The sequence below is a fragment of the Bacillus sp. MM2020_4 genome (assembly GCF_011250555.1).
GTDB lineage: Bacteria > Bacillota > Bacilli > Bacillales > Cytobacillaceae > Neobacillus.
The window spans coordinates 36,754-62,410 of the sequence record NZ_JAANMZ010000027.1 but is presented as its reverse complement, the minus strand read 5'-3'; the positions used below and the strand labels follow the sequence as shown (position 1 = coordinate 62,410).

41 protein-coding genes and 1 rRNA gene are annotated in these 25,657 nt (G+C 41.3%); 6 read left to right on the top strand and 36 right to left on the bottom strand.

Translation table 11 applies throughout. From position 1 onward, the window contains the following. Window positions 1-199, bottom strand: a 16S ribosomal RNA gene (locus G6554_RS16530); the annotation flags it as partial. A 255-nt stretch (window positions 200-454) separates the two neighbouring features. Next, on the bottom strand, window positions 455-685 hold the full coding sequence (locus tag G6554_RS16525) for a hypothetical protein (RefSeq protein ID WP_166243810.1): 231 nt from the start codon (window positions 683-685) through the stop codon (window positions 455-457). 142 nt (window positions 686-827) lie between these two features. Here G6554_RS16525 and pdaB point away from each other — a divergent pair, with 142 nt between their 5' ends. After that, complete coding sequence (gene pdaB, locus G6554_RS16520; protein ID WP_166243808.1) at window positions 828-1,580, top strand: polysaccharide deacetylase family sporulation protein PdaB; 753 nt, start codon at window positions 828-830, stop codon at window positions 1,578-1,580. A 22-nt stretch (window positions 1,581-1,602) separates the two neighbouring features. On the opposite strand, the gene G6554_RS16515 is transcribed toward pdaB, so the two are convergent. Next, window positions 1,603-2,277, bottom strand: a complete 675-nt coding sequence (locus G6554_RS16515; protein ID WP_166243806.1) for a KinB-signaling pathway activation protein — start codon at window positions 2,275-2,277, stop codon at window positions 1,603-1,605. Window positions 2,278-2,426: 149 nt separating this feature from the next. Here G6554_RS16515 and gerD point away from each other — a divergent pair, with 149 nt between their 5' ends. Continuing rightward, entirely contained in the window at window positions 2,427-3,056 is a 630-nt protein-coding gene (gene gerD / locus G6554_RS16510; RefSeq protein ID WP_166243804.1) for a spore germination lipoprotein GerD, read from the top strand. A 48-nt stretch (window positions 3,057-3,104) separates the two neighbouring features. On the opposite strand, the gene G6554_RS16505 is transcribed toward gerD, so the two are convergent. The 3 genes from G6554_RS16505 to G6554_RS16495 all read right to left on the bottom strand — a co-directional run bounded on the left by G6554_RS16505 (window position 3,105) and on the right by G6554_RS16495 (window position 5,606). Beyond that, window positions 3,105-4,160, bottom strand: coding sequence for an Mrp/NBP35 family ATP-binding protein (locus G6554_RS16505; protein WP_166243802.1), 1,056 nt, complete (start codon window positions 4,158-4,160; stop codon window positions 3,105-3,107). A 201-nt stretch (window positions 4,161-4,361) separates the two neighbouring features. Continuing rightward, window positions 4,362-5,093, bottom strand: a complete 732-nt coding sequence (gene cwlD / locus G6554_RS16500; protein ID WP_166243800.1) for an N-acetylmuramoyl-L-alanine amidase CwlD — start codon at window positions 5,091-5,093, stop codon at window positions 4,362-4,364. Window positions 5,094-5,162: 69 nt separating this feature from the next. Beyond that, a complete protein-coding gene (locus G6554_RS16495; RefSeq protein ID WP_166243798.1) occupies window positions 5,163-5,606 on the bottom strand; it encodes a YbaK family protein in 444 nt (147 codons plus the stop codon). Window positions 5,607-5,791: 185 nt separating this feature from the next. On the opposite strand from G6554_RS16495, the gene G6554_RS16490 reads away from it, so the two are divergent. The 4 genes from G6554_RS16490 to G6554_RS16475 all read left to right on the top strand — a co-directional run bounded on the left by G6554_RS16490 (window position 5,792) and on the right by G6554_RS16475 (window position 9,412). Beyond that, the gene (locus G6554_RS16490; RefSeq protein ID WP_166243796.1) at window positions 5,792-6,505 is read left to right on the top strand and encodes an SDR family NAD(P)-dependent oxidoreductase; all 714 of its coding nucleotides are present in this window, start codon (window positions 5,792-5,794) and stop codon (window positions 6,503-6,505) included. Window positions 6,506-6,508: 3 nt separating this feature from the next. After that, window positions 6,509-7,540, top strand: a complete 1,032-nt coding sequence (locus G6554_RS16485) for an S-adenosylmethionine:tRNA ribosyltransferase-isomerase (protein ID WP_166243794.1) — start codon at window positions 6,509-6,511, stop codon at window positions 7,538-7,540. Window positions 7,541-7,646: 106 nt separating this feature from the next. Then, entirely contained in the window at window positions 7,647-8,765 is a 1,119-nt protein-coding gene (locus tag G6554_RS16480; RefSeq protein WP_166243792.1) for a GAF domain-containing sensor histidine kinase, read from the top strand. Window positions 8,766-8,776: 11 nt separating this feature from the next. Then, window positions 8,777-9,412, top strand: a complete 636-nt coding sequence (locus G6554_RS16475; protein WP_166243790.1) for a response regulator — start codon at window positions 8,777-8,779, stop codon at window positions 9,410-9,412. An 87-nt stretch (window positions 9,413-9,499) separates the two neighbouring features. On the opposite strand, the gene rpsI is transcribed toward G6554_RS16475, so the two are convergent. From rpsI to rpsS, 30 genes are all read right to left on the bottom strand, one after another. Then, a complete protein-coding gene (rpsI, locus tag G6554_RS16470) occupies window positions 9,500-9,892 on the bottom strand; it encodes a 30S ribosomal protein S9 (protein WP_007085258.1) in 393 nt (130 codons plus the stop codon). 20 nt (window positions 9,893-9,912) lie between these two features. Next, window positions 9,913-10,350 (bottom strand): 50S ribosomal protein L13, encoded by a 438-nt coding sequence (gene rplM / locus G6554_RS16465; RefSeq protein ID WP_166243788.1) that lies wholly within the window; start codon window positions 10,348-10,350, stop codon window positions 9,913-9,915. A 275-nt stretch (window positions 10,351-10,625) separates the two neighbouring features. Next, window positions 10,626-11,363: a tRNA pseudouridine(38-40) synthase TruA gene (truA, locus tag G6554_RS16460; protein WP_166243786.1), complete on the bottom strand. Its 738-nt coding sequence runs from the start codon at window positions 11,361-11,363 to the stop codon at window positions 10,626-10,628. Window positions 11,364-11,377: 14 nt separating this feature from the next. Then, window positions 11,378-12,175 carry an energy-coupling factor transporter transmembrane component T family protein gene (locus G6554_RS16455; protein WP_166243784.1) on the bottom strand — a complete coding sequence of 266 codons (798 nt, stop codon included), beginning with the start codon at window positions 12,173-12,175 and terminating at the stop codon, window positions 11,378-11,380. Beyond that, the gene (locus tag G6554_RS16450; protein ID WP_166243782.1) at window positions 12,172-13,041 is read right to left on the bottom strand and encodes an energy-coupling factor ABC transporter ATP-binding protein; all 870 of its coding nucleotides are present in this window, start codon (window positions 13,039-13,041) and stop codon (window positions 12,172-12,174) included. Before G6554_RS16450 ends, G6554_RS16455 begins: the two co-directional genes overlap by 4 nt. Continuing rightward, window positions 13,017-13,856, bottom strand: coding sequence for an energy-coupling factor ABC transporter ATP-binding protein (locus G6554_RS16445; protein ID WP_166243780.1), 840 nt, complete (start codon window positions 13,854-13,856; stop codon window positions 13,017-13,019). The genes G6554_RS16450 and G6554_RS16445 overlap by 25 nt, the downstream gene beginning before the upstream one ends. A 429-nt stretch (window positions 13,857-14,285) precedes the next feature. Beyond that, window positions 14,286-14,648 (bottom strand): 50S ribosomal protein L17, encoded by a 363-nt coding sequence (rplQ, locus tag G6554_RS16440; protein WP_166243778.1) that lies wholly within the window; start codon window positions 14,646-14,648, stop codon window positions 14,286-14,288. Window positions 14,649-14,703: 55 nt separating this feature from the next. Next, window positions 14,704-15,648 (bottom strand): DNA-directed RNA polymerase subunit alpha, encoded by a 945-nt coding sequence (locus tag G6554_RS16435; protein ID WP_166243812.1) that lies wholly within the window; start codon window positions 15,646-15,648, stop codon window positions 14,704-14,706. Window positions 15,649-15,825: 177 nt separating this feature from the next. Then, entirely contained in the window at window positions 15,826-16,215 is a 390-nt protein-coding gene (gene rpsK, locus G6554_RS16430; RefSeq protein ID WP_024027886.1) for a 30S ribosomal protein S11, read from the bottom strand. 22 nt (window positions 16,216-16,237) lie between these two features. Next, on the bottom strand, window positions 16,238-16,603 hold the full coding sequence (gene rpsM / locus G6554_RS16425) for a 30S ribosomal protein S13 (protein WP_166243776.1): 366 nt from the start codon (window positions 16,601-16,603) through the stop codon (window positions 16,238-16,240). A 23-nt stretch (window positions 16,604-16,626) separates the two neighbouring features. Beyond that, window positions 16,627-16,740, bottom strand: a complete 114-nt coding sequence (gene rpmJ / locus G6554_RS16420) for a 50S ribosomal protein L36 (RefSeq protein WP_000868344.1) — start codon at window positions 16,738-16,740, stop codon at window positions 16,627-16,629. A gap of 36 nt (window positions 16,741-16,776) precedes the next feature. Beyond that, the gene (gene infA / locus G6554_RS16415; RefSeq protein WP_007085268.1) at window positions 16,777-16,995 is read right to left on the bottom strand and encodes a translation initiation factor IF-1; all 219 of its coding nucleotides are present in this window, start codon (window positions 16,993-16,995) and stop codon (window positions 16,777-16,779) included. A gap of 289 nt (window positions 16,996-17,284) precedes the next feature. Then, complete coding sequence (locus G6554_RS16410; protein ID WP_166243774.1) at window positions 17,285-17,935, bottom strand: adenylate kinase; 651 nt, start codon at window positions 17,933-17,935, stop codon at window positions 17,285-17,287. Window positions 17,936-17,997: 62 nt separating this feature from the next. Then, a complete protein-coding gene (gene secY, locus G6554_RS16405) occupies window positions 17,998-19,293 on the bottom strand; it encodes a preprotein translocase subunit SecY (RefSeq protein WP_166243772.1) in 1,296 nt (431 codons plus the stop codon). Then, window positions 19,293-19,733 carry a 50S ribosomal protein L15 gene (rplO, locus tag G6554_RS16400; RefSeq protein ID WP_166243770.1) on the bottom strand — a complete coding sequence of 147 codons (441 nt, stop codon included), beginning with the start codon at window positions 19,731-19,733 and terminating at the stop codon, window positions 19,293-19,295. The genes secY and rplO overlap by 1 nt, the downstream gene beginning before the upstream one ends. Before the next feature lie 32 nt (window positions 19,734-19,765). Next, window positions 19,766-19,945: a 50S ribosomal protein L30 gene (gene rpmD / locus G6554_RS16395; protein WP_007085272.1), complete on the bottom strand. Its 180-nt coding sequence runs from the start codon at window positions 19,943-19,945 to the stop codon at window positions 19,766-19,768. A 13-nt stretch (window positions 19,946-19,958) separates the two neighbouring features. After that, entirely contained in the window at window positions 19,959-20,459 is a 501-nt protein-coding gene (rpsE, locus tag G6554_RS16390) for a 30S ribosomal protein S5 (RefSeq protein ID WP_007085273.1), read from the bottom strand. Window positions 20,460-20,483: 24 nt separating this feature from the next. Further along, entirely contained in the window at window positions 20,484-20,846 is a 363-nt protein-coding gene (gene rplR / locus G6554_RS16385) for a 50S ribosomal protein L18 (RefSeq protein WP_166243768.1), read from the bottom strand. A 33-nt stretch (window positions 20,847-20,879) separates the two neighbouring features. Further along, a complete protein-coding gene (gene rplF / locus G6554_RS16380) occupies window positions 20,880-21,416 on the bottom strand; it encodes a 50S ribosomal protein L6 (RefSeq protein ID WP_166243766.1) in 537 nt (178 codons plus the stop codon). A 31-nt stretch (window positions 21,417-21,447) separates the two neighbouring features. Then, a complete protein-coding gene (gene rpsH / locus G6554_RS16375) occupies window positions 21,448-21,846 on the bottom strand; it encodes a 30S ribosomal protein S8 (protein ID WP_007085276.1) in 399 nt (132 codons plus the stop codon). Window positions 21,847-21,875: 29 nt separating this feature from the next. Then, window positions 21,876-22,061, bottom strand: a complete 186-nt coding sequence (gene rpsN, locus G6554_RS16370) for a 30S ribosomal protein S14 (RefSeq protein ID WP_007085277.1) — start codon at window positions 22,059-22,061, stop codon at window positions 21,876-21,878. Window positions 22,062-22,085: 24 nt separating this feature from the next. Continuing rightward, the gene (gene rplE, locus G6554_RS16365) at window positions 22,086-22,625 is read right to left on the bottom strand and encodes a 50S ribosomal protein L5 (protein WP_007085278.1); all 540 of its coding nucleotides are present in this window, start codon (window positions 22,623-22,625) and stop codon (window positions 22,086-22,088) included. A 28-nt stretch (window positions 22,626-22,653) separates the two neighbouring features. Continuing rightward, a complete protein-coding gene (rplX, locus tag G6554_RS16360; protein WP_166243764.1) occupies window positions 22,654-22,962 on the bottom strand; it encodes a 50S ribosomal protein L24 in 309 nt (102 codons plus the stop codon). Window positions 22,963-22,998: 36 nt separating this feature from the next. After that, window positions 22,999-23,367: a 50S ribosomal protein L14 gene (rplN, locus tag G6554_RS16355; RefSeq protein ID WP_007085280.1), complete on the bottom strand. Its 369-nt coding sequence runs from the start codon at window positions 23,365-23,367 to the stop codon at window positions 22,999-23,001. A 41-nt stretch (window positions 23,368-23,408) separates the two neighbouring features. Continuing rightward, window positions 23,409-23,672 carry a 30S ribosomal protein S17 gene (rpsQ, locus tag G6554_RS16350; protein WP_040203248.1) on the bottom strand — a complete coding sequence of 88 codons (264 nt, stop codon included), beginning with the start codon at window positions 23,670-23,672 and terminating at the stop codon, window positions 23,409-23,411. 23 nt (window positions 23,673-23,695) lie between these two features. Beyond that, window positions 23,696-23,896: a 50S ribosomal protein L29 gene (gene rpmC, locus G6554_RS16345; RefSeq protein ID WP_007085282.1), complete on the bottom strand. Its 201-nt coding sequence runs from the start codon at window positions 23,894-23,896 to the stop codon at window positions 23,696-23,698. Then, entirely contained in the window at window positions 23,886-24,320 is a 435-nt protein-coding gene (rplP, locus tag G6554_RS16340) for a 50S ribosomal protein L16 (RefSeq protein WP_166243762.1), read from the bottom strand. Before rplP ends, rpmC begins: the two co-directional genes overlap by 11 nt. 2 nt (window positions 24,321-24,322) lie before the next feature. Next, a complete protein-coding gene (rpsC, locus tag G6554_RS16335; protein ID WP_166243760.1) occupies window positions 24,323-24,979 on the bottom strand; it encodes a 30S ribosomal protein S3 in 657 nt (218 codons plus the stop codon). Window positions 24,980-24,982: 3 nt separating this feature from the next. Continuing rightward, entirely contained in the window at window positions 24,983-25,324 is a 342-nt protein-coding gene (gene rplV / locus G6554_RS16330) for a 50S ribosomal protein L22 (RefSeq protein WP_166243758.1), read from the bottom strand. A 17-nt stretch (window positions 25,325-25,341) separates the two neighbouring features. Next, window positions 25,342-25,620, bottom strand: coding sequence for a 30S ribosomal protein S19 (gene rpsS, locus G6554_RS16325; protein WP_026565526.1), 279 nt, complete (start codon window positions 25,618-25,620; stop codon window positions 25,342-25,344). Window positions 25,621-25,657: the final 37 nt, after the last annotated feature.

The following is a 25,657-nucleotide window of genomic DNA, read 5'->3' as shown; positions in this document are numbered from 1 at the left end:
TCCTCATGAGAGGAAATGGATTATCCGGTATTAGCACCGGTTTCCCGGTGTTATCCCAGTCTTACAGGCAGGTTGCCCACGTGTTACTCACCCGTCCGCCGCTAACCAATGGGAGCAAGCTCCCAAAAATTCGCTCGACTTGCATGTATTAGGCACGCCGCCAGCGTTCGTCCTGAGCCAGGATCAAACTCTCCAAGAAAGTTGATTAGCTCATTTTTTTACGTTGGCTTAGTTTCATATATATTGAAACTAAAAAATATTGTTTGTTGACGTTTTTGTTTGTTTAGTTTTCAAAGGACAATATCTCCATCGCCTAAAAGCGACTTTATTAATATATCATCTGCAATTCGTAATGTCAACAACTTTTTTTGAAGTAGTTTTTGTTACTGTTAGCAGCGACGTTTATTACTATAACAAGATATTAAATATATGTCAACGGTCTTTTAAAAAAACATTACCCCTTTTTTCGATCCTTTTTACCTCTTCTCATATACTTAAAACATTCTTGTGGGGATGCTACCCTTTTAAATAAGGCAAAAAGGATCTTATATCTCTCTTCCATCGCCCTTTTGACAATATGATCAATCCGTTCATCTCTTAAATCAAATAAGATTTCATCCAGTTCCCTTTTAATTAGGTATTCCATTTCCTTTACTTCTTTATCATTTATGAGAAGCCCAAACATTGAATAACCTCCAGCAAAGTTTCTAGTTATAGTAGTCTTTTCCAATTATTGAAATTTTATAATAAAATTTTCGACTCATATTTAAATAAATACAAGCATAGGTATGAAGACAAGGATAGTATTGGACGAGGTGGGTGCCGAAATGAATTTCTTCTTTATTTTAAACGGAAAGGCTTTAAAAACTGTTGCTCTTATATTAATTGCCGCTTTCTTTACCGCATGGTTTCTCTATATAGAGAACCTTGCGCAGATTCCGGTCTTTTCAACAAAAGAAGGAGCCAAAGCAATTTACCGGGGTGAAAAGGATCTTGCGCTAACATTTAACATTGGCTGGGGGGATGAAAAGGCAGAACCAATTTTAGATACATTGAAAAAGGAAAATGTGAAGTCAGCCACTTTCTTCCTTGCTGGATCATGGGCAGAGCAGCATCCTGACATTATTTCTCGAATTGTAAAGGAAGGTTATGAAATTGGGCTTCTCGGCTACGATTATGTGGATTATATGGATTTAGAAGATGCTAAAATTTCCAGAGATATCTCCAAAGCACAAGAAGCCTTTAAAAAGTTAAATGTGAAGGATATAAAGCTTCTCCGTGCACCAACAGGACATTTCGATGAGCGTACATTAAAAATTGCAAAAAGATATGGGTATACCGTTGTTCATTGGAAAATTGATTCAAAGGATTGGCAAAATCCCGGGGTAGAAAAAATCGTAGAAAATGTTAAAAAGGCAGAAAGGGGAGATATTGTTCTTCTCCATGCCTCCGATTCGGCAAAACAAACAGCAAAAGCATTGCCATTAATTTTAGAGGATATCCGCCAAAAAGGCTTAAAGCTTGTGTCAGTTTCAGAGATGATTACAAATGGAGAAGTTCAATCTAAAGAAGTCAGGTAGCCCGGAATGGAAAAACCGCCCCTTACAAGGACGGTCTTTTCTTGTTTTTCTTATTTACTTTAGGACTAGATTGGCTTAAGCGTTTTTGTCTATCCTGTTCCGATTGCTCATTCAATTTATGAAGGATTAATATTTGGTAAGCGTTGCAAGCGAGTAAGGCAAACACCATTAGATAGAACCAGTTCTCTGCATTTTCTCTTAAAACAGGTACCCACTCCACTAAGGTGACAACAATCATAAAGAAGACGGCCGGAATAAATGCTTCGCGATTCGTTTCCTTGCTTTTTAGCCATGCCGCCGCCAACCCGACGACGACTAGAAGCAGGGCAGGAAGCAAATAAGGCCAAAGAGGATCACCTGGTTTTGCAAAGTTTGTAAATCGTAAATAAATGAGGTCAAAAAGGCCAAAGAGGATAAGAACAACTTGCACAGCATTCCAAAGGGAAGCTGACTTAAAGATACCTAAGCCAAAACGATGAATTGTTAAATACGCAAAAAAGCCCATTTGGCTGATCACGCTAAATAAAAAGCCCATCACCAATAACCATATAATTGCTGAAATAATATCTACTATTTTAAAATCAACAAAAAATGGCTGCAACTCATGCCAGCGAACAAACAACCCTAAAATCACAGTTGTGACCCCGCCGACTACTAAAGTATTCAAAAATAATTTCACCAAATTACGGCTTGTCACACTACAAACCTCCAACAAACAAAAATAAATTCCATTCTGATTGTACCAAGCGAAAGGTAAAAAATCCATATTTTGATTTATAACGAATAATCTCTCCCCATTTTATTCATCCTAAAATTAAGGATTGATATGTGAAAGGGGCTTATAAAATGAGAAGGAAAAGTAGGTTGCTCCTCCTGCCCATCATGTTGTTTCTAACAAGCTGTTCTGCAGATGATACTAGCAGCGGCGGGCAAATTGATTATGATCAAACAAAGAAAATGGTTGTGGATATTCTTAAGACAGATGATGGTAAAAAGGCCATTCAAGATGTGATGTCTGATGATAAGATGAAGGAAAAGCTCGTAATGGACCAACAGGTAGTCGCTACTACCATTGAGCAAACCTTAACATCGGATAAAGCAACTGAATTTTGGAAAAAGACCTTTAGCGATGCAAAGTTTGCCAAGGGCGTTGCGAAAAATATGCGTTCCGAGAATGAAAAATTATTAAAGGATTTAATGAATGATCCTGAATACAGAGGCATGATGATTGAGGTTTTTAAAGAACCGGAAATTCAAAAAGAATTAGCGGATGCCTTAAAGAGTAAAGAATACCGTGAGCATCTGCAAAAGGTCATTTCTGAAACCATTGACAGTCCCCTTTTCAAAGCGAAAATGGAGGAATTGCTTTTAAAGGCGGCTGAGGAAACAAAAAATAAGGCCAGTGATAAAGATGGAGGCGGCGAACAATCTGGTGGCGGCCAAAATAAATCTGGCGGTGGCGATACCAGCAGTTAACCGAATAATGGAAAAGGCCTCTTCCTACTTGAGGAAAAGGCCTTTTTACTATTTTTTCAGTAGACTGTCCACTTTTTCAGCAATTTCTAAATAAATTTTCCCAATTTGGTGATCTTCCTGGTAGACCGATGGCGCAAAGTCCTCATCATTCCAGTCCGGCTGATTCAACGGTAAGCGGCCAAGAACCTCTGTATTTAATTCTTCAGCTAGCTTGTCGCCGCCGCCACGACCGAATACATATTCCTTTTCGCCGGTAAGCTTACTTTCAAAGTAGGCCATATTTTCAATAACACCAAGAACTTCATGCTCCGTACGTAACGCCATTGCACCTGCACGGGCAGCAACAAAAGCAGCCGTTGGATGAGGAGTTGTGACGATAATTTCCTTACATGCAGGAAGCATCGTATGCACGTCAAGGGCAACATCCCCTGTGCCTGGCGGTAAATCTAATAGTAAATAATCAATTTGAGATCCCCACTCTACTTCGTTGAAGAAACTGTTTAGCATTTTTCCAAGCATAGGGCCACGCCAAATAATTGGAGCATTGTCTTCAACAAAGAAGCCCATCGAAATTACCTGAACGCCAAAACGTTCAACAGGGATAATCTTTTCACCACGAACCACTGGGCGTTTTGTAATCCCCATCATATCAGGAACACTGAAGCCGTATATATCTGCGTCAATGAGGCCGACCTTTTTCCCTAAACGAGCGAGGGCTACAGCAAGGTTAACAGACACTGTAGATTTCCCAACCCCGCCTTTTCCACTGGCAATCGCAATGAAAGTCGTCTCTGATGAATTGAGAAGATTCTTCTCTTTCTCTGGTTCTGCCTGACGATTTGCCGCTAACACTTCTTCTGGTAACTGGCTAAAACGAATTCCTACCGTTGCCGCTCCAGCTTCTTTTAAAAGATTAACGATTTGCGTTTGCAGCTGCAGTTGTTCACTTGTACCTGTTCGGGCAACCTGCACCTTCACACTAACATGATTTTTCTCTTCTTTGATCTTTATTTCCTCTATTGCGTTTAATTCCCCTAAAGTCTTATGTAAAAATGGTTCCTTGAGGCCACCAAGAACCTCGCGGATTCTCACTTCTGTTAACATAAAATAGACACCTCACCTTTTGAATTCGTTTCCACCTCTCAGTATACCATAACCCGTCAATGAAACAGTTATTTGAATCACACTGGTATCGATTAAAACTACTTAAACAAAGAAAAGCGAAAGGGCGCTGGAGCGGGACAATTCTCAAAGCTGAAATTTTACCTTTTAACTCAATAAAAATGGAAGGTGTCCCCACCTCCCTTACTCTGTTTCTTTAAGTTCCTTTTCATTCGTAAAGTAGCGTAATATTCCAATATTTATGGATGCGGCTATTTTTTCCTGATAGGCATCTTTTTTTAATAATGCCTTTTCCCCCGGATTGGATAGAAAGCCAACCTCCACTAATACCCCTGGCTTTTTGGCGTTTTTTAAAATAAACACTTGATTAATTGGCTTCGCCTTTCGATTTGTATTTTCCAAATTTCTGCGCAGCTCTTCTTGGATAAACTTTGCCGCTCTGGCATTTTCCTTATGCTGCGGTGCGTAGAAGGTTTGGGCGCCGCTCCATCTTGGGGAAGGAATGGCATTTAAATGAATGCTGACAAAAAGGTCATTATCGGTGTCATTGATCATTTTTAATCTCTTCTTCAAATCCTCTACTTTTCTGCGGCTAAGGCCTTTCGTATCAGAGGCGGCTAAATCTTCATCCTTTTCTCTTGTCATGATGACCAACGCCCCTTGCTCCTGAAGATAATCCCGAACTTTCTTGGTAATTTCAAGGGCTATATCCTTTTCAAGGGTTTCTCCTGTTCCAGCCCCGCCATCCGGCCCTCCATGACCTGCATCTAACAGGATAATCTTTCCGGACAACGGGATGTTCCATGTCTTCGATGAGTCATTCTCAATAAAATCGTGTTGCAGTATGAAAAATAACGCAAGTAATCCCGCAATAAAACTGATCATTTTCCATTTATGCTTTAACACCCAAATCATCCTTCCCGCTCGTCCATGTTCACTAAAATATATGGGACAGGAAGGGTATTTAGAACCGTAGAATTGGTGTTAGTGAAGTCGAAGCTTATGGCGCATCTGGCCTTTTTCGTATCCCTCACGCCACCAGACGTGGATATATTGTTCACATAGATAATAAAGCGATTCGCTCATCGTACCTTCTTCTCCATTTCCCCAATAGAGTAAAAAGTTATAAAGCGTATCAATTAGGTGTTTTTCTTCTCTAAAGCAGCGTAATCGCACTGCCTCCATTTCCTCACCATGATACCCAAACTTGCTGAACTTTGCACCGAGAAGGAAGGCTTCAAGGGCAACATCGTAACAAGCCTCTTCTATTCCCGTATTCATAACAAAACTTGAGGCAATTTTTGTTGAGCCAAAATATTGTTTTACCCGCTCTTTCAACGTAGTGATCGATAACTCCTTTAGTACGGAGCGTTCGTATTTTATTTGTTTTTCTCGTCTTTTTTCTTTAAAGGTTGTAATCACAGTCACTTCATTTTCACCTCTTACGAATAGTCTTTATCCGAGGTTCAGAAGACATGCAAAGAGGGTTTTTCCAATTTTTATTTTCATTTTTCAGTCAAAAGTTGTAGATAAAGTTCAAGCTTTTTTCTGAGGGAGGAATCGGTAAGAACCCGTATGCTTAAGACATCAAGTAATGAAGGGAAGATCAATATATGAAAAATAAAGTGATCATGATTACTGGAGCCTCTAAAGGTTTAGGCAGGGCGTTAACGTTGGCCTTTGCAAAAGAAGGGGCAAGGTTGGCTATTTGTGCCAGGTCAACGGAAGGAATACTTGAGGTAAAAAAGGAAGCTGCTGGTTTAGGCGCTGAAGTGCTGGCGGTAACTGCTGACATTTCAAAATCCAGAGATGTGGAACGTTTCGTCGCAATGGCGGAGGAAGCATTTGGCCCTATCGATGTTCTGATTAATAATGCCTCTATGTTAGGCCCAAGCCCCATGCCATTGCTTCTTGATTACCCTGAGGAGGATTTTGCTGAAGTGCTCCGGGTAAATGCAGTTTCTCCATTTCTCCTCACGAGAAGAGTTATTCCAGGAATGCTTGAGCGCAATGAGGGTTCTATTATCAATGTGACTTCCGAAGCTGGTCATACGGGATTCGCCGGTTGGGGCGCATATGGAGTTTCAAAATTTGCCGTTGAAGGTCTTACCCAAACATGGGCAGATGAATTAAGTGAGACGAATGTTCGGGTCAACATGGTTGATCCGGGAGAAATGGATACAGACATGCATGATCTGGCCGTACCTGATTGCGATTACCCATTGGCTAAACCTGAGGATATGGTTGACATATTTTTATTCTTAGCATCGGAGAAGGCTGTCGGAATCAACGGTGAGCGATTTGCAGCCCAGTCTAAGGAGGTGTAAGGAATGGTGGAGACTAATGCGTTGGATTTTTATTTGCCTACTGAACTGAACGCTTCCCTTCCTCCTGAAAAACGAGGCTTACGGCGGGATCATGTCCGGATGTTGACTTTAAACCGCATAACAGGAGAAATCAAGCATGACCATTTCTTCCACTTGGCGGATTATCTCCAGCCTGGGGATTTAGTTATTTTAAATAATAGCCGCACCATCCCAGCGGTTTTACAAGCTGAATGGCGGAGAGGCACGTTTAAACGAATACCTGCGGCCGAAGTCCGGCTTGCAAGGCGCCGGGATGTGGATATTTGGGAGGCACTGATTGTGGCGGCCCCTGTTAAAATGGGCGACATTTTGCAATTTTCATCTGAATTGGCTGCCACTGTGATTGGCGAGAGAGAAAATTCCCCTCTAAAAATCATTCAGTTTTCAAAAAAAGGAACGGATTTAGTTAATATCATCTATGCACTAGGTGAACCGGTACGTTATGAGTATATTGAACAGCCATGGGACTTGGATTCCTATCAAACGGTTTTTGCCAGCCATCCCGGCTCAGTGGAAATGCCTTCTGCCGGCAGGGCCTTTAGCTGGGAGCTACTGTTTAAATTGAAGCGTAAAAACATACAGGTTGATTTTATCCAACTGCATACGGGTTTAAGCTATTTCCTCGACGATCAATGGCCACAGACACCTGAAGAGAATGAAGAGGAATACCATATCTCTGAACGCACAATGGAGCGGATTCACGAAACAAAAGCAAGGGGAAAAAGGGTCATTGCAATAGGCACGACTGTGGTCAGAGCTCTTGAGACCGCGGCTAAGATCGGGGCACTATCGGGAATGACGAAGCTCTATATTAATCAAAAATTTTCTCTAAAAATAGTTAATGGGATCATCACCGGTCTGCATGAACCGAAAGCCAGCCACCTTGATATGCTTTCCGCCTTTATATCCGAAAAGTATTTACTTAAGGCCTATGACCAAGCGATCGAATCCGGCTATCTATGGCACGAATTTGGGGATATGAATCTCATTCTATAATAGGAGGCACATCATTATGCCCTGCAAGTGAAAAATATCAAGGAGTCTGAAAATTGTAAATAGGCTATAATGATAAGTAGTTACTTCACAACAGAGGGGAATAGGAATGTCTGTAGAGGCTGGATACGAAGAGATTAGCATTTTAAAGGAAATTGCGGAGCTTTTAAATGAAGGAACAGATACAAAGGCCGTGTTGTCTGGGGTTTTGAAAAAACTCCTCCATGTGACTGGACTTCAAACAGGCTGGATCTTTTTGATCGATGAAAGTGGTGCGCATCAGCTTGTGGCGGATGAAGCTCTACCCCCAGCTTTGGCAAATAATCAGAATCAACGGATGTGCCAAGGTAAATGCTGGTGCGTCAATAAATACAACAACCAGGAACTGCATAAAGCTTCGAATATTATAGAATGTAAACGAATTGAAGATGCCATAAAAGAGAATGCCGGAGAAACGCGCGGTCTCACCCATCATGCCACCGTCCCGCTCCGCGCCGGACAAGAACGCTTCGGGATCCTAAATGTAGGATCGCCAAACAAAACACACTTTGAGAAAAATGAACTTGCTTTACTTGAAGCGGTTGCTTATCAAATCGGAACGGCATTGAAGAGAATCAAACTGACCCAGTGGGAGCAAGAAACAGCGCTCGTCACCGAGCGAAATCGGCTCGCAAGGGATCTTCACGATTCCGTTAACCAGCTTTTATTCTCGCTAAGCCTTACCGCCAGGGCTGGGGTAGAAATGACTGAAATACCAGAGGTCAGACAAACATTTAGTTATATTCAGGATTTAGCCCAAGAAGCTCTTGGTGAAATGAGGGCATTAATCTGGCAGCTGCGGCCACAAGGATTGGAACATGGATTGGTAAGCGCACTGAGAAGCTATGCCGATATGCTCGGCCTCTCCATAGAAACAGAGATAACAGGAGCCGCAAGCATTCCCGGTAAAGTAGAGGAAACTCTGTGGCGCATTGGGCAAGAGGCACTGGCCAATTGTAAAAAGCATTCCCAGTCCACAGCAGCGGTTTTAATTTTTCAAGCTTCCCATAAAGGGGTAAAGATGACCATAAAGGATAAGGGCTGCGGCTTCCATTATGATAAAAGTCTTAAAATCCCTTCATTGGGACTGAAAAATATGAAAGCACGAACAGAAGCATTAAATGGCCATTTTCATTTAACCAGCAAAGCAGGAAATGGGACTGAAATAGAGATCACCATTCCGTTCTAGGGGGAATTTTAATGCGTACACGCATATTAATTGCAGACGATCATCATGTGGTCAGAAGAGGCTTGGTTTTTTTTCTCCGGACACAAAAGGAACTTGAAATTGTCGGAGAAGCCGCAAACGGCATGGAGGCTGTTGAATTAGCAAAATCATTAAAGCCAGATCTTATTCTCATGGATTTGGTCATGCCTGAAATGGATGGAATCCAGGCAACTAGACTCATAAAAAAAGAGCAGCCCACAATCAAAATTATGATGTTAACCAGCTTTTCAGATCAAGATCATGTGATCCCTGCCCTTGAAGCGGGTGCTTCCGGATTCCAGCTAAAAGACATCCAGCCCGACGATTTAGTTGCATCCATTAAGAAAATCATGAACGGCGAAAATCAGCTTCATCCGACGGCAACCTCGCATCTTCTTGCCAATTTGTCCAATAAAGGAAAACCTAAAAAACTGGAGGAACTAACGAAAAGAGAATTAGATGTGTTAAAGGAAATCGCTAAAGGGAAAAGCAACAAGGAAATTGCTGCATCTCTTTTTATCACGGAAAAGACGGTTAAAACACATGTATCTAACCTGTTAGGTAAACTTGAGCTAGCCGACCGGACACAGGCAGCACTTTATGCAGTAAAAAATCAACTCGTTAACTAAGCGGATGGTAAGCACAACTTACATCCGTTTTTGAGTAAAAAAAAGACCCCCAAACCAATAGGTTTGAGAGCCTTTGAAACGTAAAGATTAACGTTTTGAGAACTGAGGAGCACGACGCGCACCTTTAAGACCGTATTTCTTACGCTCTTTCATACGTGGGTCACGTGTTAATAGTCCTGCACGCTTTAATGTTGGACGATATTCTGGATCAGCTTTCAGTAATGCACGAGCAATACCGTGGCGGATTGCGCCAGCTTGACCAGTGTATCCACCGCCGCTTACGTTTACAAGAACATCATAGCTGCCTTTTGTTTCAGTAGCTACTAATGGTTGGTTTACCACCATACGTAAAGCTTCAAATGGGATATAATCTTCGATGTCACGTCCGTTAATTGTAATTTTACCTGTACCTGGAACTATGCGCACACGTGCAACAGAGCTCTTACGACGACCAGTACCAATATATTCAACTTGTGCCAAGTAAATTCCCTCCCTCTTTATTAACCGCGAAGTTCGTAAACTTCAGGTTGTTGTGCTTGGTGCGGATGTTCTGCGCCAGCGTATACATGTAATTTTTTAAACATTTGACGACCAAGAGAATTCTTTGGAAGCATGCCTTTAACAGCAAGCTCAATCATTTTCTCAGCGTAGTTTGTACGCATTTCAAGGGCAGTTCTAGTTTTTAAACCACCTGGGTGCATGGTGTGACGGTAGTAGATCTTGTCAGTTAATTTCTTACCAGTTAGTTCTACTTTTGATGCGTTAAGAATGATTACATTATCACCAGTGTCAACATGTGGTGTAAAAGTTGGTTTGTTTTTACCACGTAAGATTGATGCAACTTCAGATGCAAGACGTCCAAGAGTTTTGCCCTCAGCATCAATCACGTACCATTTACGCTCGATATTGTTGGCATTTGCCATAAACGTTGTACGCATGAGTTTCCCTCCTAATTAAATCCATTAAAGATTATGATTTTCGCACTTTTATAAAGCAACCAGCCATCCATTCTGTTCCGGGAACGAACGTCTAATGCCCTGTGCGCTTAAGTTTCAATTCATATATTTTCAATCACGATGAAGACTTTCCGGGGCTTTATCGTGGGATTAAAAACACACACATATAATATAATAAATACTTACAGGTAAATTGTCAAGAAAATGTTACACCAGGTTGGGTTGCTTTCAGAAAAGCGGATACGCCTTGCACAGCATTAATAAAAAACTTCCCAAAGATATAACCCATTGGCTGGAGCCGTCTTCCCGGCAGACCGCCGATCCTTTTTTTCCAAGATAACAGGCATTTCCTCTGGTAAAAGGTCTCCTGATCCTACTGCTAATAATGTTCCAACAAGAATTCGTACCATATTATACAAAAAGCCATTCCCGACAAACCGTAATGTAAGGAAATCTCCATCGATGAAAAAATCTATCGCCTCTATCGATCGGATTTTATCCACCACATCTGTCCTTGCCGAGCAAAAGCTAGTAAAGTCATGGGTACCGAGGAAATATTTACTTGCCGCTTGCATAGCCTCAAAATTTAAGGGATATGGGTATCGACAGGCATAATTCCGCTGAAAGGGGTCCCGTATCGACGCTAAATAAAGCACATAGCGATATTCTTTTCCAATCGCATCAAAACGTGCATGAAAGGAGGCATCAACCTTCATCACCGATTGAACCGAAATATCCTCAGGGAGCATAGAATTCAAGGCAGCTCCCCATCTCTCTTCCGGTAGTAGTAGCGGAGAATCGAAATGAATAACCTGCCCTTTTGCATGGACACCAGCATCCGTTCGTCCCGATCCCGATACCTTAATAGGATTCCCCTTATGCATCTTTGCTAAAACAGCTTCCAGCACCGATTGCACTGTACGTTTATTCGGTTGAACCTGATACCCAGAAAATCCCGAGCCATCATAAGAGATGATACATTTATACCTTTGCATGATTCGCTGCTCCATTATGAACGTAGTAAAATTAAAAGAATCGTTATAATTGCTAAAACAAACATCTGCACCGAATCCGCTGCTCTCCAGCTCAATTGCCGGTATTTCGTCCTTCCTTCACCACCACGGTAGCCCCTAGCTTCCATTGCGATTGCCAGTTCTTCCGCTCGTTTAAAGGAACTGACAAACAAGGGAATAAGAAGTGGAATAACAGCCTTTATTCGCTCCTTAAATGGACCGCTCGCAAACTCCACTCCTCGGGCAATCTGCGCCTTCATAATTTTATCTGTTTCCTGCATCAAGGTAGGAATAAACCGCAGCGAAATCGACATCATCAGCGCCATTTCATGAACGGGAAAACGGACCTTTTTTAAAGGATTTAAGAGTGTCTCTAGTCCATCTGTAATCTCAATCGGAGTGGTAGTTAGGGTCAGTAAAGACGTCATTAAGATCAAGAAGAAGAATCGTAAGGAAATAAATATCCCCATTCTTAGGCCCGCTTCATAAATTTTTATCGGTCCTAATTCGTAGAGTAACGCCCCTTCTTTTGTAAAAAACAGCTGCAACACAAAGGTAAATAAAACGAGCCATAGAACTGGCTTTAGTCCGCCATATAAGAAACGAACAGGTATCCGGGACATGCCAAGCATATAAAAGGTATAAACTCCAATAAGTGCATAGGTGATCCAATTATTAGCTAGAAAAATAATGCAAACAAATAGAAAAATGATCATTAGTTTTGAACGAGGATCCATCTTGTGGACCATTGAATCCGCAGGAACATACCGACCGAAAATCATTTTCTCCATCATGAGCGAACACCTCTGCTAAAAGATTCTGTCACAGCAGTAGATAATTCTTCAAGGGAAAGGTAGATTTTATCTAACTTCAGCCCTGTTTTCTCTTCAAGTTTTAGTTGGAATCGTACCACCTCAGGGACATCCAGACCCATTTGCACCAATTCAACTGGTGATGAAAAGATTTCTCCCGGTGTTCCTTGTTTAACAACCTTCCCTTGCTGCATAATCACTATTTGATCAGCATATCTTGCGGCATCCTCCATACTGTGCGTGACAAGTATGGTAGAAAGGTTCCTTTCCTTATGGAGTGCATAAAACATATCCATTATTTCTTTCCGGCCACGGGGGTCCAGTCCAGCGGTAGGCTCATCCAGGACAATCACATCCGGCTCCATTGCCAGCACACCGGCAATCGCGACGCGACGCATTTGTCCGCCTGACAGGTCAAACGGTGATTTTTCTAAAATCTCCTCAGCTAGACCTACTTGTACTAATGCAAGTCGTGCCCTCTTTTTTGCCTCTTCTTCCGAAACCCCAAAATTCATCGGACCAAAGATAATATCCTTTTCAACTGTTTCTTCAAACAATTGATGCTCGGGAAATTGAAATACAATCCCTACTTTTTGCCGAACTTGCTTTAAGTTTTTATTTTTCTGCTGTGCTTTAATTTCATGCGCACCAATCTTCACAGTTCCTTTTGTAGGCTGCAGCAGCGCATTTAGATGCTGTAAAACCGTAGACTTACCAGAACCAGTGTGGCCAATAATCGCCATATAGGTTCCAGAAGGAATATCGATCGATACGTCCTCAATGGCCAGACGTTCAAAAGGGGTGTTTGCTTGGTAGCGGTATTCTATTTGCTGAAGTGAGATGTCCATAGCTCTGTCACCAACTCTTCTTCCGATAAATAATGCTTCGATAACTCTATCCCATTTTTCCTAAACGCTTTGCTCATTTTAACAGAGAAAGGAATATCTAATCCTAATTGAATCAATTGCTCATCCATTGAGAAAATCTCCTCTGGGGTTCCCTCACGGAACACTTCCCCTTTGTTCATCACGATGATTCGGTCTGCCTTTGCGGCTTCCTCCAGGTCGTGAGTAATGGAGATTACGGTTAAGGCCTTTTCTTCTTTTAATAATCTTACCGTCTCTAAAACCTCTTCACGCCCTCTTGGGTCTAGCATTGAGGTTGCTTCATCGAGAATAATAATGGAAGGTCTTAAAGCTAAAACGCCGGCAATCGCTACCCGCTGTTTCTGTCCACCCGATAGATGGTGGGGCTCTTGATATAGAAATTGATCCATTTTCACCTTTCTTAATGAATCTTCAACCCGCTGTACCATTTCATCTCTAGGAATCCCATTGTTTTCTAAACCAAAAGCCACATCATCCTGTACAGTCGTTCCCACAAATTGATTATCAGGATTTTGAAAAACCATCCCGATTTTCTTACGAATATCCCAAATCGACTCCTCGGTGAGCTTCATATCCCCAACCATAATCTCCCCTTGTTGCGGAAATTGAAGACCGTTTAGCAGTTTTGCCATCGTCGACTTACCAGAGCCATTATGTCCGACAATCGCCAGCCATTCCCCATCGTAGATGTCAAAACTCACATTACTAAGAGCATACCGTTCCTGTTCATCGTATTGAAAGGAAACTCCTTTAAGCGAAACAATTGATTCTTTCATAGATATTCCTCCCCTCGTCTCATCTCAACTATTTCCCATCAAAAAACATTACAAATAAAAAACATTAAAGGTGGTGTGAGCAAGCTAAACATCAACTATTTAAAAAGCAGCTTCGCATTTGCGACACTCCTCCCCTTTTCCTATAACAAAAAAAGCCCGCACCTCGTCCCCAGGCAGCAAAGATCCTACTGCGAAAAAGGAATTTCTTAAATAGAAATGGGAGGAGGTGCATGAGCTAGACGGGGCGTGAAGAGAATCGAAGAAACCTTCAACATAATAAGATTCTCGCTCCATTGATGGAGTCACGCTCATCATAACACTCGTTTTGGCTTGGGTCGAACAATTATAAAAGATATTTATTACAAAAAAAGGGCAAAGAACAAGTTTGTTTGTAAACTGTCCAGCGCCCTTGTTGTGTGTAAAAAGGTATTAAACTAACTCGATAATAACCATTGGCGCACCGTCACCGCGGCGAGGTCCAAGTTTCATAATACGAGTGTATCCACCTTGACGCTCTTGATAACGTGGAGCGATATCAGCGAAAAGTTTTTGAACTGCATCTTGACCGTTTTCGGCATTAGCAACTTCGTGACGAACATATGAAGAAGCTTGACGACGAGCATGTAAATCGCCGCGTTTACCTAGCGTAATCATTTTTTCAACAGTCACACGAATTTCTTTCGCGCGGGTTTCTGTTGTTTCGATGCGCTCGTTGATAATTAAGTCTGTAGTTAAATCACGTAGCATAGCTTTACGCTGTGCACTTGTGCGTCCTAACTTTCTGTATGCCATGAAGGGTTCCCTCCTTTGTTGAAGTCATAAAGCGGATTAATAACAAGTCTAAAGACTAGTCGTCTTTACGCAAGCCTAACCCAAGCTCTTCTAGTTTTGCCTTCACTTCTTCGAGTGATTTGCGTCCTAAATTACGAACCTTCATCATATCTTCTTCAGTCTTATTAGCTAATTCCTGAACAGTGTTGATTCCAGCACGTTTTAAACAGTTATAAGAACGAACAGAAAGATCGAGTTCTTCTATAGTCATTTCTAGAACTTTTTCTTTTTGATCTTCTTCTTTTTCGATCATAATTTCAGCATTTTGTGCTTCATCAGTTAATCCAACGAAGATATTTAAATGCTCAGTCAAAATTTTCGAACCAAGAGCAATCGCTTCTTTTGGCCCAGTGCTTCCATCTGTCCAAACATCAAGCGTAAGCTTATCAAAATTCGTCATTTGACCAACGCGGGTATTTTCTACTTGATAGGACACACGTGAAACCGGCGTATAAATGGCGTCAATTGGAATCACACCAATTGGTTGATCTTCTCTCTTGTTCTGATCAGCCGGTGTATATCCACGACCACGTCTAGCCGTTAAGCGCATGCGAAGATGTCCATTTGATGCCAATGTTGCAATATGAATGTCTGGATTTAAAATCTCAACATCACTGTCATGGGTAATATTCATTGCCTTGACAGGTCCTTCACCCTGCACATCAATCTCAAGTGTTTTTTCTTCATCAGAGTAGATTTTTAACGCTAATTTTTTAATGTTTAAAATGATGGATGTTACATCCTCTACGACGCCTTCAATTGTTGAGAACTCATGAAGTACCCCATCGACCTGAATCGATGTAACAGCGGCACCTGGGAGTGAAGATAATAGGATACGACGTAAGGAGTTACCCAAAGTGGTACCATATCCACGCTCAAGTGGCTCTACGACGAACTTACCGTACTTGGCATCATCGTTGATCTCAACCGTTTCGATTTTTGGTTTTTCTATTTCGATCATCAAATAACCCTCCTTCAAAACGTCGAAACCCCAACTAGACGAAATATGCTAATTGAAATTTCCCCATGTATACGTTCCCGTTTTGTGCACAACAACTGGAATAAATTCCCTGTATAAGTTGTAAAATTTAGTATCATATCCATTATAGACGCATGATACAAGTTCTATACAGAAAAATTAAACACGACGGCGTTTTGGTGGACGGCATCCATTATGAGGAACAGGTGTAACGTCTTTAATCGCAGTTACTTCAAGACCAGCAGCTTGAAGAGCACGAATGGCTGCTTCACGGCCTGCACCAGGACCTTTTACAGTAACTTCTAAAGTTTTCATACCGTGTTCGATGGATGTTTTTGCTGCAGTTTCAGCTGCCATTTGTGCTGCGAATGGAGTAGATTTACGAGAACCTCTAAATCCAAGCGCACCAGCACTTGACCAAGAAATTGCATTACCATGAACATCAGTGATAGTTACAATCGTATTGTTAAATGTTGAACGGATATGAGCGATACCTGATTCAATATTCTTTTTAACACGACGTTTACGTGTATTAGTTTTACGTGCCATTTAAATTAACCTCCTTTGCCGATTACTTCTTCTTGTTCGCTACAGTCTTACGAGGACCTTTGCGTGTACGAGCGTTGTTTTTCGTATTTTGTCCACGAACCGGTAAACCACGACGATGACGTAATCCGCGGTAGCAGCCGATTTCCATTAAACGCTTAATGTTAAGAGAAATTTCACGGCGAAGATCACCTTCAACTTTTAACTTGTCGATGATGTCACGGATTTTGTTTAATTCGTCTTCTGTTAAATCACGCACACGAGTATTTTCAGAAACACCAGCTTCTGCTAGTACTTTTTGTGCTGTATTTTTACCAATACCATAAATGTAAGTTAAAGAGATAACTACACGCTTTTCACGTGGAATATCTACACCAGCAATACGTGCCATATTTTAGCGCACCTCCTTCAAAATTAACCTTGTTTTTGTTTATGTTTAGGGTTTTCACAGATAACCATAACTTTTCCGCGTCTACGGATAACTTTACACTTTTCGCAGATCGGTTTAACAGATGGTCTTACTTTCATTAGTATCCTAACCTCCTTAGTAGTACGGAGTGCTGATTATTTAAAGCGGTACGTAATTCTTCCGCGCGTTAAGTCATATGGAGAAAGCTCAACAGTAACCTTATCACCTGGAAGAATGCGAATAAAGTGCATTCGGATTTTACCAGAAACATGAGCTAGCACAGTATGACCATTTTCTAATTCTACCTTAAACATCGCATTTGGCAAAGTTTCAATGACTTTACCTTCAATTTCAATTACATCATCTTTGGCCACAAGTCTCGTCTCCCTTCTTTTTCAAAAATAGCGTTCAATAAAATGCAAGCGAGTCTCTTTGTTCGTTCGACAGTATGCAACCTTATAATAATAACATATTATACTGCACTTTGTCCGCAAGGAATTTTATCAAAATGAGGAATAGTAAGGTCCTCATGTCATTCTTGCCCAACTCTCGGTCCTGCATACTAAAGCATAATAGAAAGTCTATTAGCTTTCACATACTTTTGAATCATATTGGAGAAATTCGAGAGTCGAATGGCAGATTGTTTCACTTTGTGATTCACCACTAAGCTAAGCTCCCAAGTAATTGTTCGATATCAGCAAATACTTTTTTAATATCCTGCTGACCATCAATTGTGCGGAGATAACCTTTCGTTTCATAAAAAGTAAGTAATGGCTCTTGTTGTTTAATATTAACATCTAAACGATTTTGAACAGTTTCGGCATTATCATCAGCCCTTTGATAAAGCTCACCGCCGCAGCGATCGCATACACCCTCTTTTGCAGGAGGATTAAAGACTAAATGATAAGTCGATCCACATTCTTTACAAATCCGACGTCCTGTCAAACGATCCATTAAAATACTCTTATCCACAGTTATGTTAATGACAAAGTCAATTTTTTTATTTAAATCAACCAATAGATTTTCCAAAGCATCTGCTTGAGGTACAGTTCTAGGGAAGCCATCTAATAAGAAACCTTTTTGACAATCACTTTTGCTTAATCGCTCACGAACAATGCCAATTGTCACTTCATCAGGAACAAGTTCGCCTTTATCCATGAATGATTTCGCTTGTAATCCTAGTTCCGTTCCTTCTTTCATCGCTGCACGGAACATATCTCCAGTAGAGATATGAGGGATGCCGTATTGCTCGACGATTCTCTCTGCTTGCGTACCTTTACCGGCACCTGGAAGCCCCATTAATACTAAATTCACACGTGTTCCCCCCTCGTGCTTAATTTAGGTCTTGGGGTCCATGGGGCCCCAAAAACCTTATACTACTTAATAAAGCCTTTATAATGACGTTTAACCAACTGTGCTTCAAGCTGTTTGTACGTATCAAGTGCAACACCGACAACGATCAACAAACTTGTACCTCCAATTTGAGCCGATTGCGGTAAATTCGCTATTTTAATAAAAAGCATAGGAAGAACCGAAATAATGGTTAGGAAGATGGCACCTACAAAGGTTAAACGATATAAGACGCGTGTTAAGTATTCCTGCGTACTCTTACCTGGGCGGATACCCGGGATATAGCCGCTTTGCTTCTGTAAGTTTTCCGCTGCTTGTTCAGGGTTCACTTGGATAAAAGCATAAAAATAAGTAAACGCGATAATGAGTGCTGCATATAACGTCATCCCAATTGGATGAGAATAGTCTAAATTCTTATTAATCCAAAGCGTTACATCATTTGTTCCGAAGAACGAAGCAACCGTTCTTGGCGTTACAATAAATGAAACCGCAAAGATTACAGGAATTACACCAGCGGCATTCACCTTTAACGGCATATGAGTGGATTGACCACCAACCGGGTTACGACCTGCGACAACACGTTTTGCATACTGAATTGGTATTTTACGATTTGCTTGTTGGATGAATACAACACCCACCACAATGGCAATGACTGCAAGAGCAATTAAAACAACTGTGACAATACGTAAAAATAAAGCATCTCCCGCATTTTCAAATTGCTGTACATAAATTTGATTAATGACAGAAGGCATACCAGCAACGATCCCTGCAAAGATGATAATGGAAATTCCATTTCCCACACCTTTTTCAGTGATCTGCTCGCCTAGCCACATCAAAAAGGATGTTCCAGCAGTTAAAGTAACTGCAATTAGGAGATACGTACCAATACCAGGGTTTTCAATCAATTGCCCACTGGCTAAGTTGTTAAAGCCATAAGACATTCCTAATGCTTGGATAAATCCAAGCACTACGGTAAAGTACCGGGTGAATTGAGCAATCTTACGTCGCCCTGATTCCCCTTGTTTGGACCATTCCGTGAATTTCGGAACAACATCCATTTGTAAAAGCTGAATAATAATCGAAGCCGTGATATATGGCATAATACCCATTGCAAAGATGGAGAATTGTTTTAATGCTCCACCGCCGAAGGTATTCAGTATACCAAAAACACTTAGCTTATCTTGATTAGCAAGGACATCAGCATTTACATTCGGTACCGGAATAAAGGTACCTAGTCGAAAAACGACTAACATTAAAAGGGTGAATATGATCTTACGTCTTATATCACCCACGCGCATAAAATTGGAGATTGTCTGGAACATTAGATCACCTCAGTAGTTCCACCAGCAGCTTCGATCGCTTCCTTAGCAGCAGAGGAGAATTTGTGAGCTTTAACAGTCAACTTTTTCTCTACGTTCCCTTTAGCAAGAACTTTAATTCCTGCTTTCTCGTTACTTACCACTCCGATTTCGATAAGAAGTTCTGGAGTAACTTCTGTACCTTCTTCAAAGCGATTTAATGCATCAAGATTAACGATAGCGAACTCTTTACGGCTAATGTTAGTAAAACCACGTTTTGGTAAACGACGGTATAAAGGTGTTTGACCACCCTCGAATCCAAGGCGGACACCACCACCGGAACGAGCATTTTGACCTTTATGACCTTTACCTGCTGTTTTCCCTTGACCAGAACCGATTCCGCGACCTAAACGTTTGCGCTCTTGACGAGAACCTTCTGCAGGTTTTAATTCATGAAGTTTCATATTGGCACCTCCTTATGAAAGAAAAGAATCAATTATTGTTCTTTAACTGTTACAAGGTGAGCAACTTTAGTAATCATACCGCGAATCGCCGCGTTATCTTGATGCTCAACTGTTTGATTTAATTTACGTAATCCTAATGCAGTAACTGTTGCACGTTGGTCCTCAGGGCGACCAATTACGCTGCGGTTGAGGGTAATTAATAGTTTCGCCATTTGATTTCCCCCCTTATCCTAACAGTTCTTCTACTGATTTACCACGTAGTTTCGCTACGTCTTCAGCACGTTTTAGTTGTGTAATACCATCAATAGTGGCACGAACCATGTTGATTGGTGTGTTTGTTCCTAATGATTTAGAAAGGATATCAGCTACCCCGCCTAATTCTAGAACAGCACGAACTGGTCCGCCAGCGATTACTCCTGTACCTTCAGAAGCAGGCTTTAGAAGGATTTCACCAGCACCAAAACGTCCGATTACTTGGTGAGGAATGGTTGTTCCAACCATTGCAACTTCGACTAAGTTTTTCTTTGCATCTTCGATGGCTTTGCGGATGGCATCTGGTACTTCTTGAGCTTTACCAGTACCGAATCCAACATGACCGTTTTTATCGCCGACTACTACAAGGGCAGTGAAGCGGAAACGACGTCCACCTTTAACAACTTTCGCAACACGGTTAACTGTAACTACGCGTTCTTCAAGTTCAAGTTTGTTTGGATCAATACGACGCATCTTTATGTGTCCCTCCTTTGTCTATTAAAATTGTAAGCCGTTTTCGCGTGCAGCATCTGCTAATGCTTGCACACGTCCGTGGTATAGGTATCCTCCACGATCAAAGACAACAGCAGAGATACCTTTTTCTACCGCACGTTTAGCGACTAATTCTCCAACCTTTTGTGCAGCTTCAAGGTTGCTTGTAGACTCAAGACCGAAATCTTTTTCTATTGTAGAAGCACTCGCTAAAGTTACTCCATTCATGTCATCGATTAATTGAGCATAAATATGTTTGTTTGAACGAAACACATTTAGACGTGGACGAGCTGAAGTTCCGCTAAGTTTCGCACGGACACGAGCGTGTCTCTTCTTGCGAGTAGCGTTTTTATCAAGCTTCGTAATCATTTACGTCACTCCTTTCGTTTACCCATAAGGCGATTACTTACCTGTTTTACCCTCTTTACGACGAACGAATTCACCTTCGTAGCGAATTCCTTTACCTTTATAAGGCTCAGGCGGGCGTACTTGACGAATATTGGCTGCTAATGCACCAACACGTTCTTTATCAGTACCTTTAACAATAATTTTTGTATTGCTAGGTACTTCTACTTCAAGACCAGCTTCAGGTTCAATTTCAACTGGATGTGAGTAACCAACACTTAATACAAGTTTGTTACCTTGCTTTTGTACACGGTAACCAACCCCGATTAATTCTAAGCCCTTTGCAAAGCCATTAGAAACACCTTCAACCATGTTCGCGATCACCGCGCGAGTAGTACCGTGCAATGCGCGGTGCTCTTTTTGGTCAGATGGGCGTGTGATTGTTATTACGTTTTCTTCAATGTTAATTGCGATATCAGGATTAAAAGAACGACTAAGTTCGCCTTTAGGTCCTTTAACCGTAACAGTATTGTTGTTTAATGTAACCGTAACTCCTGCTGGAATTTCGATTGGTTTTTTTCCTATGCGAGACATTTAGTGCACCTCCATTCATTCAGAAACTCTTTTACCAAACGTAAGCTAATACTTCTCCGCCGACTTGTTTTGCACGAGCTTCTTTATCTGTAATAACACCTGTTGATGTTGAAACTAATGCGATACCAAGACCGTTAAGTACGCGTGGTACCTCATTTGATTTAGCGTAAACTCGAAGTCCAGGCTTGCTTATGCGCTTTAGACCAGTAATAACGCGTTCGTTATTAGCACCGTACTTTAAGAAGATACGGATGATCCCTTGTTTGTTGTCTTCGATAAATTCGACATCACGTACGAAACCTTCGCGCTTTAGGATTTCAGCAATTTCTTTTTTCAAATTAGAAGCAGGCACTTCTAATTTTTCGTGACGCACCATGTTCGCATTACGAATGCGAGTAAGCATATCAGCAATTGGATCTGTCATGACCATTATTTTTACCTCCTTCCCAACTTCTAGTTTTACCAGCTAGCTTTTTTAACACCAGGAATTTGTCCTTTGTATGCTAATTCACGGAAACAAATACGGCAAAGCTTAAATTTACGGTATACAGAGTGTGGACGTCCGCAACGTTCGCAGCGTGTATACTCTTGTACTTTGAATTTAGGCGTGCGTTGTTGTTTCGCAATCATTGACTTTTTAGCCACGTTTTCGCCTCCCTTATTTAACGATTACTTTTGGAATGGCATTCCAAATTGAGTTAAAAGTTCACGTGATTCTTCATCAGTGTTTGCAGTCGTTACGATAACGATATCCATACCACGAACTTTGCTTACTTTATCGTAATCAATTTCAGGGAAGATTAATTGTTCTTTAATACCCAATGTATAGTTACCGCGACCATCGAAAGCTTTTTTAGAAACCCCACGGAAGTCACGTACACGTGGTAAAGAAACGGAAACTAATTTATCCAAGAATTGGTACATGCGCTCACCGCGAAGGGTAACCTTTGCACCGATTGGCATACCTTCACGAAGACGGAAGCCAGCGATAGATTTTTTCGCACGAGTTACGACTGGTTTTTGACCAGTAATAGTAGCAAGTTCTTCTACTGCATTGTCAAGTGCCTTAGCATTTGCAACAGCGTCACCAACACCCATGTTTATAACAATTTTATCAAGTTTAGGAACTTGCATAACTGATTCATAATTGAATTTGCTCATAAGAGCTGGAGTTACTTCTTTAACGAATTTTTCTTTTAGGCGGTTCACTTATGGTACCTCCCTTCTAAAATTTTAACTATTTATCTAAAACTTCACCGGATTTTGCTACGCGTACTTTTTTGCCATCAACCGTTTTGTAACCTACGCGAGTCGGGTTACCTGATTTAGGGTCGATAGGCATAACGTTTGATACATGAATTGGAGCCTCAAAACTGATAATTCCGCCTTGTGGGTTCACTTGTGAAGGTTTAGAGTGTTTTTTCACGATGTTTACGCCTTCCACTAGTACACGGCTTTCTTTAGGATAAGCTGCGAGGATCACGCCTGTTTTGCCTTTATCCTTGCCAGACATAACTCTGACTTTATCACCTTTTTTTACATGCATCAGTAAGCACCTCCTTAAAGGCAATTGATTTTAAAATTATAATACTTCTGGAGCTAAAGATACGATTTTCATAAAGTTGTTATCGCGAAGTTCGCGGGCAACTGGTCCAAAGATACGAGTTCCACGTGGGCTCTTGTCATCTTTGATGATAACACATGCGTTTTCATCAAAACGAATGTAAGAACCATCAGGACGACGTGCGCCTGTCTTTGTACGAACAATAACTGCCTTGACAACGTCACCTTTTTTAACAACGCCACCAGGTGTTGCTTGTTTTACGGTACAAACGATCACATCACCGATATTAGCGGTTTTGCGACCAGAACCACCAAGAACTTTAATCGTAAGTACTTCACGAGCACCAGAGTTGTCAGCAACTTTTAAACGTGATTCTTGTTGAATCATGTGTGTAACCTCCCTTCGGAAATGTTGCGTTATCCGAACAATTAAATAATAACTGCTTTTTCTACTACTTCAACTAAACGGAAGCGTTTAGTAGCTGAAAGTGGGCGAGTTTCCATGATACGTACAACATCGCCGATTTTTGCTGTGTTTTGCTCATCATGAGCTTTAAACTTTTTAGAGTACTTAACGCGTTTACCGTATAACGGATGCTTTTTATGTGTTTCGACAAGAACAGTAACGGTTTTATCCATTTTGTCAGAAACAACGCGTCCAGTGTAAACTTTGCGTTGGTTGCGTTCACTCATTGTGTGAACCTCCTCTCGGGTAATTACTTATTAACGCTGATTTCTCTTTCACGAACAACAGTCTTCATGCGAGCAATAGCTTTACGTACTTCACGAATACGAGCTGTGTTTTCAAGTTGTCCTGTCGCCAATTGAAAGCGAAGGTTGAAAAGCTCTTCTTTTAGAGATTTTACTTTTTGTTCAATTTCAGCAGTGGTAAGGTCACGTAGTTCATTAGCTTTCACTTGATTCACCACCAATTTCTTCTCGTTTTACAAACTTACACTTTACAGGTAGTTTGTGCATTGCAAGTCGAAGTGCTTCACGTGCAACTTCTTCAGAAACACCGGCAATTTCAAACATAATTTTCCCAGGTTTAACAACTGCTACCCAGCCTTCAGGAGCCCCTTTACCAGAACCCATCCGAACTTCTAGTGGTTTAGCAGTATATGGCTTATGTGGGAAAATTTTAATCCAAACTTTACCGCCACGTTTCATGTAACGTGTCATGGCAATACGTGCTGCTTCAATTTGACGGTTCGTAATCCAAGAAGCTTCAGTAGCTTGTAGACCGAATTCACCGAAAGTTACTTCAGTGCCGCCTTTAGCGTTACCACGCATTTTACCACGGTGTTGACGGCGATATTTTACGCGTTTTGGCAATAACATGTTTATTTGCCTCCTTCCGCATTTTTCTTCTTAGTAGGAAGGACTTCTCCCTTATAGATCCACACTTTTACGCCTAGCTTACCATAAGTGGTATCGCCTTCAGCCGTAGCATAGTCGATATCCGCGCGAAGTGTATGAAGTGGAACAGTTCCTTCGCTGTAATGTTCAGCACGAGCGATATCTGCTCCGCCTAAACGACCAGACACTTGTGTTTTGATACCTTTCGCACCAGCACGCATAGCACGTTGAATAGCTTGCTTTTGTGCACGACGGAAAGATACACGGTTTTCTAATTGGCGAGCAATATTTTCAGCAACTAGTTTCGCATCAAGATCCGCTCTCTTAATTTCAAGAATGTTAATGTGAACACGTTTGCCAGTTAATTGGTTTAATGCTTTACGAAGTGCTTCAACTTCAGTACCGCCTTTACCGATTACCATACCAGGCTTAGCTGTATGAACAGTAACGTTCACACGGTTAGCAGCACGTTCGATTTCAACTTTAGAAACAGAAGCATCTTTTAAACGTTTCGTGATATACTCACGAACTTTAAGGTCTTCGTGTAAAAGAGTAGCGAAGTCTTTACCTGCGTACCACTTAGATTCCCAATCTTTAATGATTCCGATACGCAAACCGACTGGATTTACTTTTTGACCCACAGATTATCCCTCCTTCTTTTCTGTTAATACGATTGTAATGTGGCTTGTGCGTTTGTTAATTTGGCTAGCACGGCCCATAGCGCGCGGACGGAAACGTTTCAACGTTGGTCCTTCGTCAACGAATGCTTGTTCAACAACTAAATTATTAACGTCCATTTCATAGTTGTGTTCAGCATTTGCCATAGCTGACTTTAATACTTTTTCCACGATTGGAGAAGCAGCCCTAGGAGTGAGATTTAAAATCGCCACCGCTTCACCAACTTGCTTTCCTCGGATTAAATCAACGACTAAACGTGCTTTACGAGGAGCAATACGAACTGTTCTTGCAACAGCTTTAGCTTGCATTTGGATGCCCTCCTCTCTTAACGTCTTGTTTTCTTGTCATCATTGCCATGTCCTTTGTAAGCACGTGTTGGAGCGAATTCTCCAAGCTTGTGTCCTACCATGTCTTCAGTAACATATACAGGTACATGTTTGCGACCATCATAAACAGCGATTGTGTGGCCGATAAATTGTGGGAAGATCGTAGAACGTCGAGACCAAGTTTTAATAACTTGCTTACTCTCAGTTTCATTTAACTTTTCGACCTTAACCATTAAATGATCATCAACAAATGGTCCTTTTTTTAAGCTGCGACCCATGAAGGAACCTCCCTTCGTGACTGTTCTACGGTCCTAT

Coding starts and splice junctions, on each gene's coding strand:
- G6554_RS16525 (WP_166243810.1), bottom strand. CDS start 685: ATGTTTGGGCTTCTCATAAATGATAAAGAAGTAAAGGAAATGGAATAC.
- pdaB (WP_166243808.1), top strand. CDS start 828: ATGAATTTCTTCTTTATTTTAAACGGAAAGGCTTTAAAAACTGTTGCT.
- gerD (WP_166243804.1), top strand. CDS start 2,427: ATGAGAAGGAAAAGTAGGTTGCTCCTCCTGCCCATCATGTTGTTTCTA.
- G6554_RS16505 (WP_166243802.1), bottom strand. CDS start 4,160: ATGTTAACAGAAGTGAGAATCCGCGAGGTTCTTGGTGGCCTCAAGGAA.
- cwlD (WP_166243800.1), bottom strand. CDS start 5,093: ATGATTTGGGTGTTAAAGCATAAATGGAAAATGATCAGTTTTATTGCG.
- G6554_RS16490 (WP_166243796.1), top strand. CDS start 5,792: ATGAAAAATAAAGTGATCATGATTACTGGAGCCTCTAAAGGTTTAGGC.
- G6554_RS16485 (WP_166243794.1), top strand. CDS start 6,509: ATGGTGGAGACTAATGCGTTGGATTTTTATTTGCCTACTGAACTGAAC.
- G6554_RS16480 (WP_166243792.1), top strand. CDS start 7,647: ATGTCTGTAGAGGCTGGATACGAAGAGATTAGCATTTTAAAGGAAATT.
- G6554_RS16475 (WP_166243790.1), top strand. CDS start 8,777: ATGCGTACACGCATATTAATTGCAGACGATCATCATGTGGTCAGAAGA.
- rplM (WP_166243788.1), bottom strand. CDS start 10,350: ATGCGTACAACGTTTATGGCAAATGCCAACAATATCGAGCGTAAATGG.
- truA (WP_166243786.1), bottom strand. CDS start 11,363: ATGCAAAGGTATAAATGTATCATCTCTTATGATGGCTCGGGATTTTCT.
- G6554_RS16455 (WP_166243784.1), bottom strand. CDS start 12,175: ATGATGGAGAAAATGATTTTCGGTCGGTATGTTCCTGCGGATTCAATG.
- G6554_RS16450 (WP_166243782.1), bottom strand. CDS start 13,041: ATGGACATCTCACTTCAGCAAATAGAATACCGCTACCAAGCAAACACC.
- G6554_RS16445 (WP_166243780.1), bottom strand. CDS start 13,856: ATGAAAGAATCAATTGTTTCGCTTAAAGGAGTTTCCTTTCAATACGAT.
- rplQ (WP_166243778.1), bottom strand. CDS start 14,648: ATGGCATACAGAAAGTTAGGACGCACAAGTGCACAGCGTAAAGCTATG.
- G6554_RS16435 (WP_166243812.1), bottom strand. CDS start 15,648: ATGATCGAAATAGAAAAACCAAAAATCGAAACGGTTGAGATCAACGAT.
- rpsK (WP_024027886.1), bottom strand. CDS start 16,215: ATGGCACGTAAAACTAATACACGTAAACGTCGTGTTAAAAAGAATATT.
- rpsM (WP_166243776.1), bottom strand. CDS start 16,603: ATGGCACGTATTGCTGGTGTAGATATTCCACGTGAAAAGCGTGTAGTT.
- rpmJ (WP_000868344.1), bottom strand. CDS start 16,740: ATGAAAGTAAGACCATCTGTTAAACCGATCTGCGAAAAGTGTAAAGTT.
- secY (WP_166243772.1), bottom strand. CDS start 19,293: ATGTTCCAGACAATCTCCAATTTTATGCGCGTGGGTGATATAAGACGT.
- rplO (WP_166243770.1), bottom strand. CDS start 19,733: ATGAAACTTCATGAATTAAAACCTGCAGAAGGTTCTCGTCAAGAGCGC.
- rpmD (WP_007085272.1), bottom strand. CDS start 19,945: ATGGCGAAACTATTAATTACCCTCAACCGCAGCGTAATTGGTCGCCCT.
- rpsE (WP_007085273.1), bottom strand. CDS start 20,459: ATGCGTCGTATTGATCCAAACAAACTTGAACTTGAAGAACGCGTAGTT.
- rplR (WP_166243768.1), bottom strand. CDS start 20,846: ATGATTACGAAGCTTGATAAAAACGCTACTCGCAAGAAGAGACACGCT.
- rplF (WP_166243766.1), bottom strand. CDS start 21,416: ATGTCTCGCATAGGAAAAAAACCAATCGAAATTCCAGCAGGAGTTACG.
- rpsH (WP_007085276.1), bottom strand. CDS start 21,846: ATGGTCATGACAGATCCAATTGCTGATATGCTTACTCGCATTCGTAAT.
- rplX (WP_166243764.1), bottom strand. CDS start 22,962: ATGCATGTAAAAAAAGGTGATAAAGTCAGAGTTATGTCTGGCAAGGAT.
- rplN (WP_007085280.1), bottom strand. CDS start 23,367: ATGATTCAACAAGAATCACGTTTAAAAGTTGCTGACAACTCTGGTGCT.
- rpsQ (WP_040203248.1), bottom strand. CDS start 23,672: ATGAGTGAACGCAACCAACGCAAAGTTTACACTGGACGCGTTGTTTCT.
- rplP (WP_166243762.1), bottom strand. CDS start 24,320: ATGTTATTGCCAAAACGCGTAAAATATCGCCGTCAACACCGTGGTAAA.
- rplV (WP_166243758.1), bottom strand. CDS start 25,324: ATGCAAGCTAAAGCTGTTGCAAGAACAGTTCGTATTGCTCCTCGTAAA.
- rpsS (WP_026565526.1), bottom strand. CDS start 25,620: ATGGGTCGCAGCTTAAAAAAAGGACCATTTGTTGATGATCATTTAATG.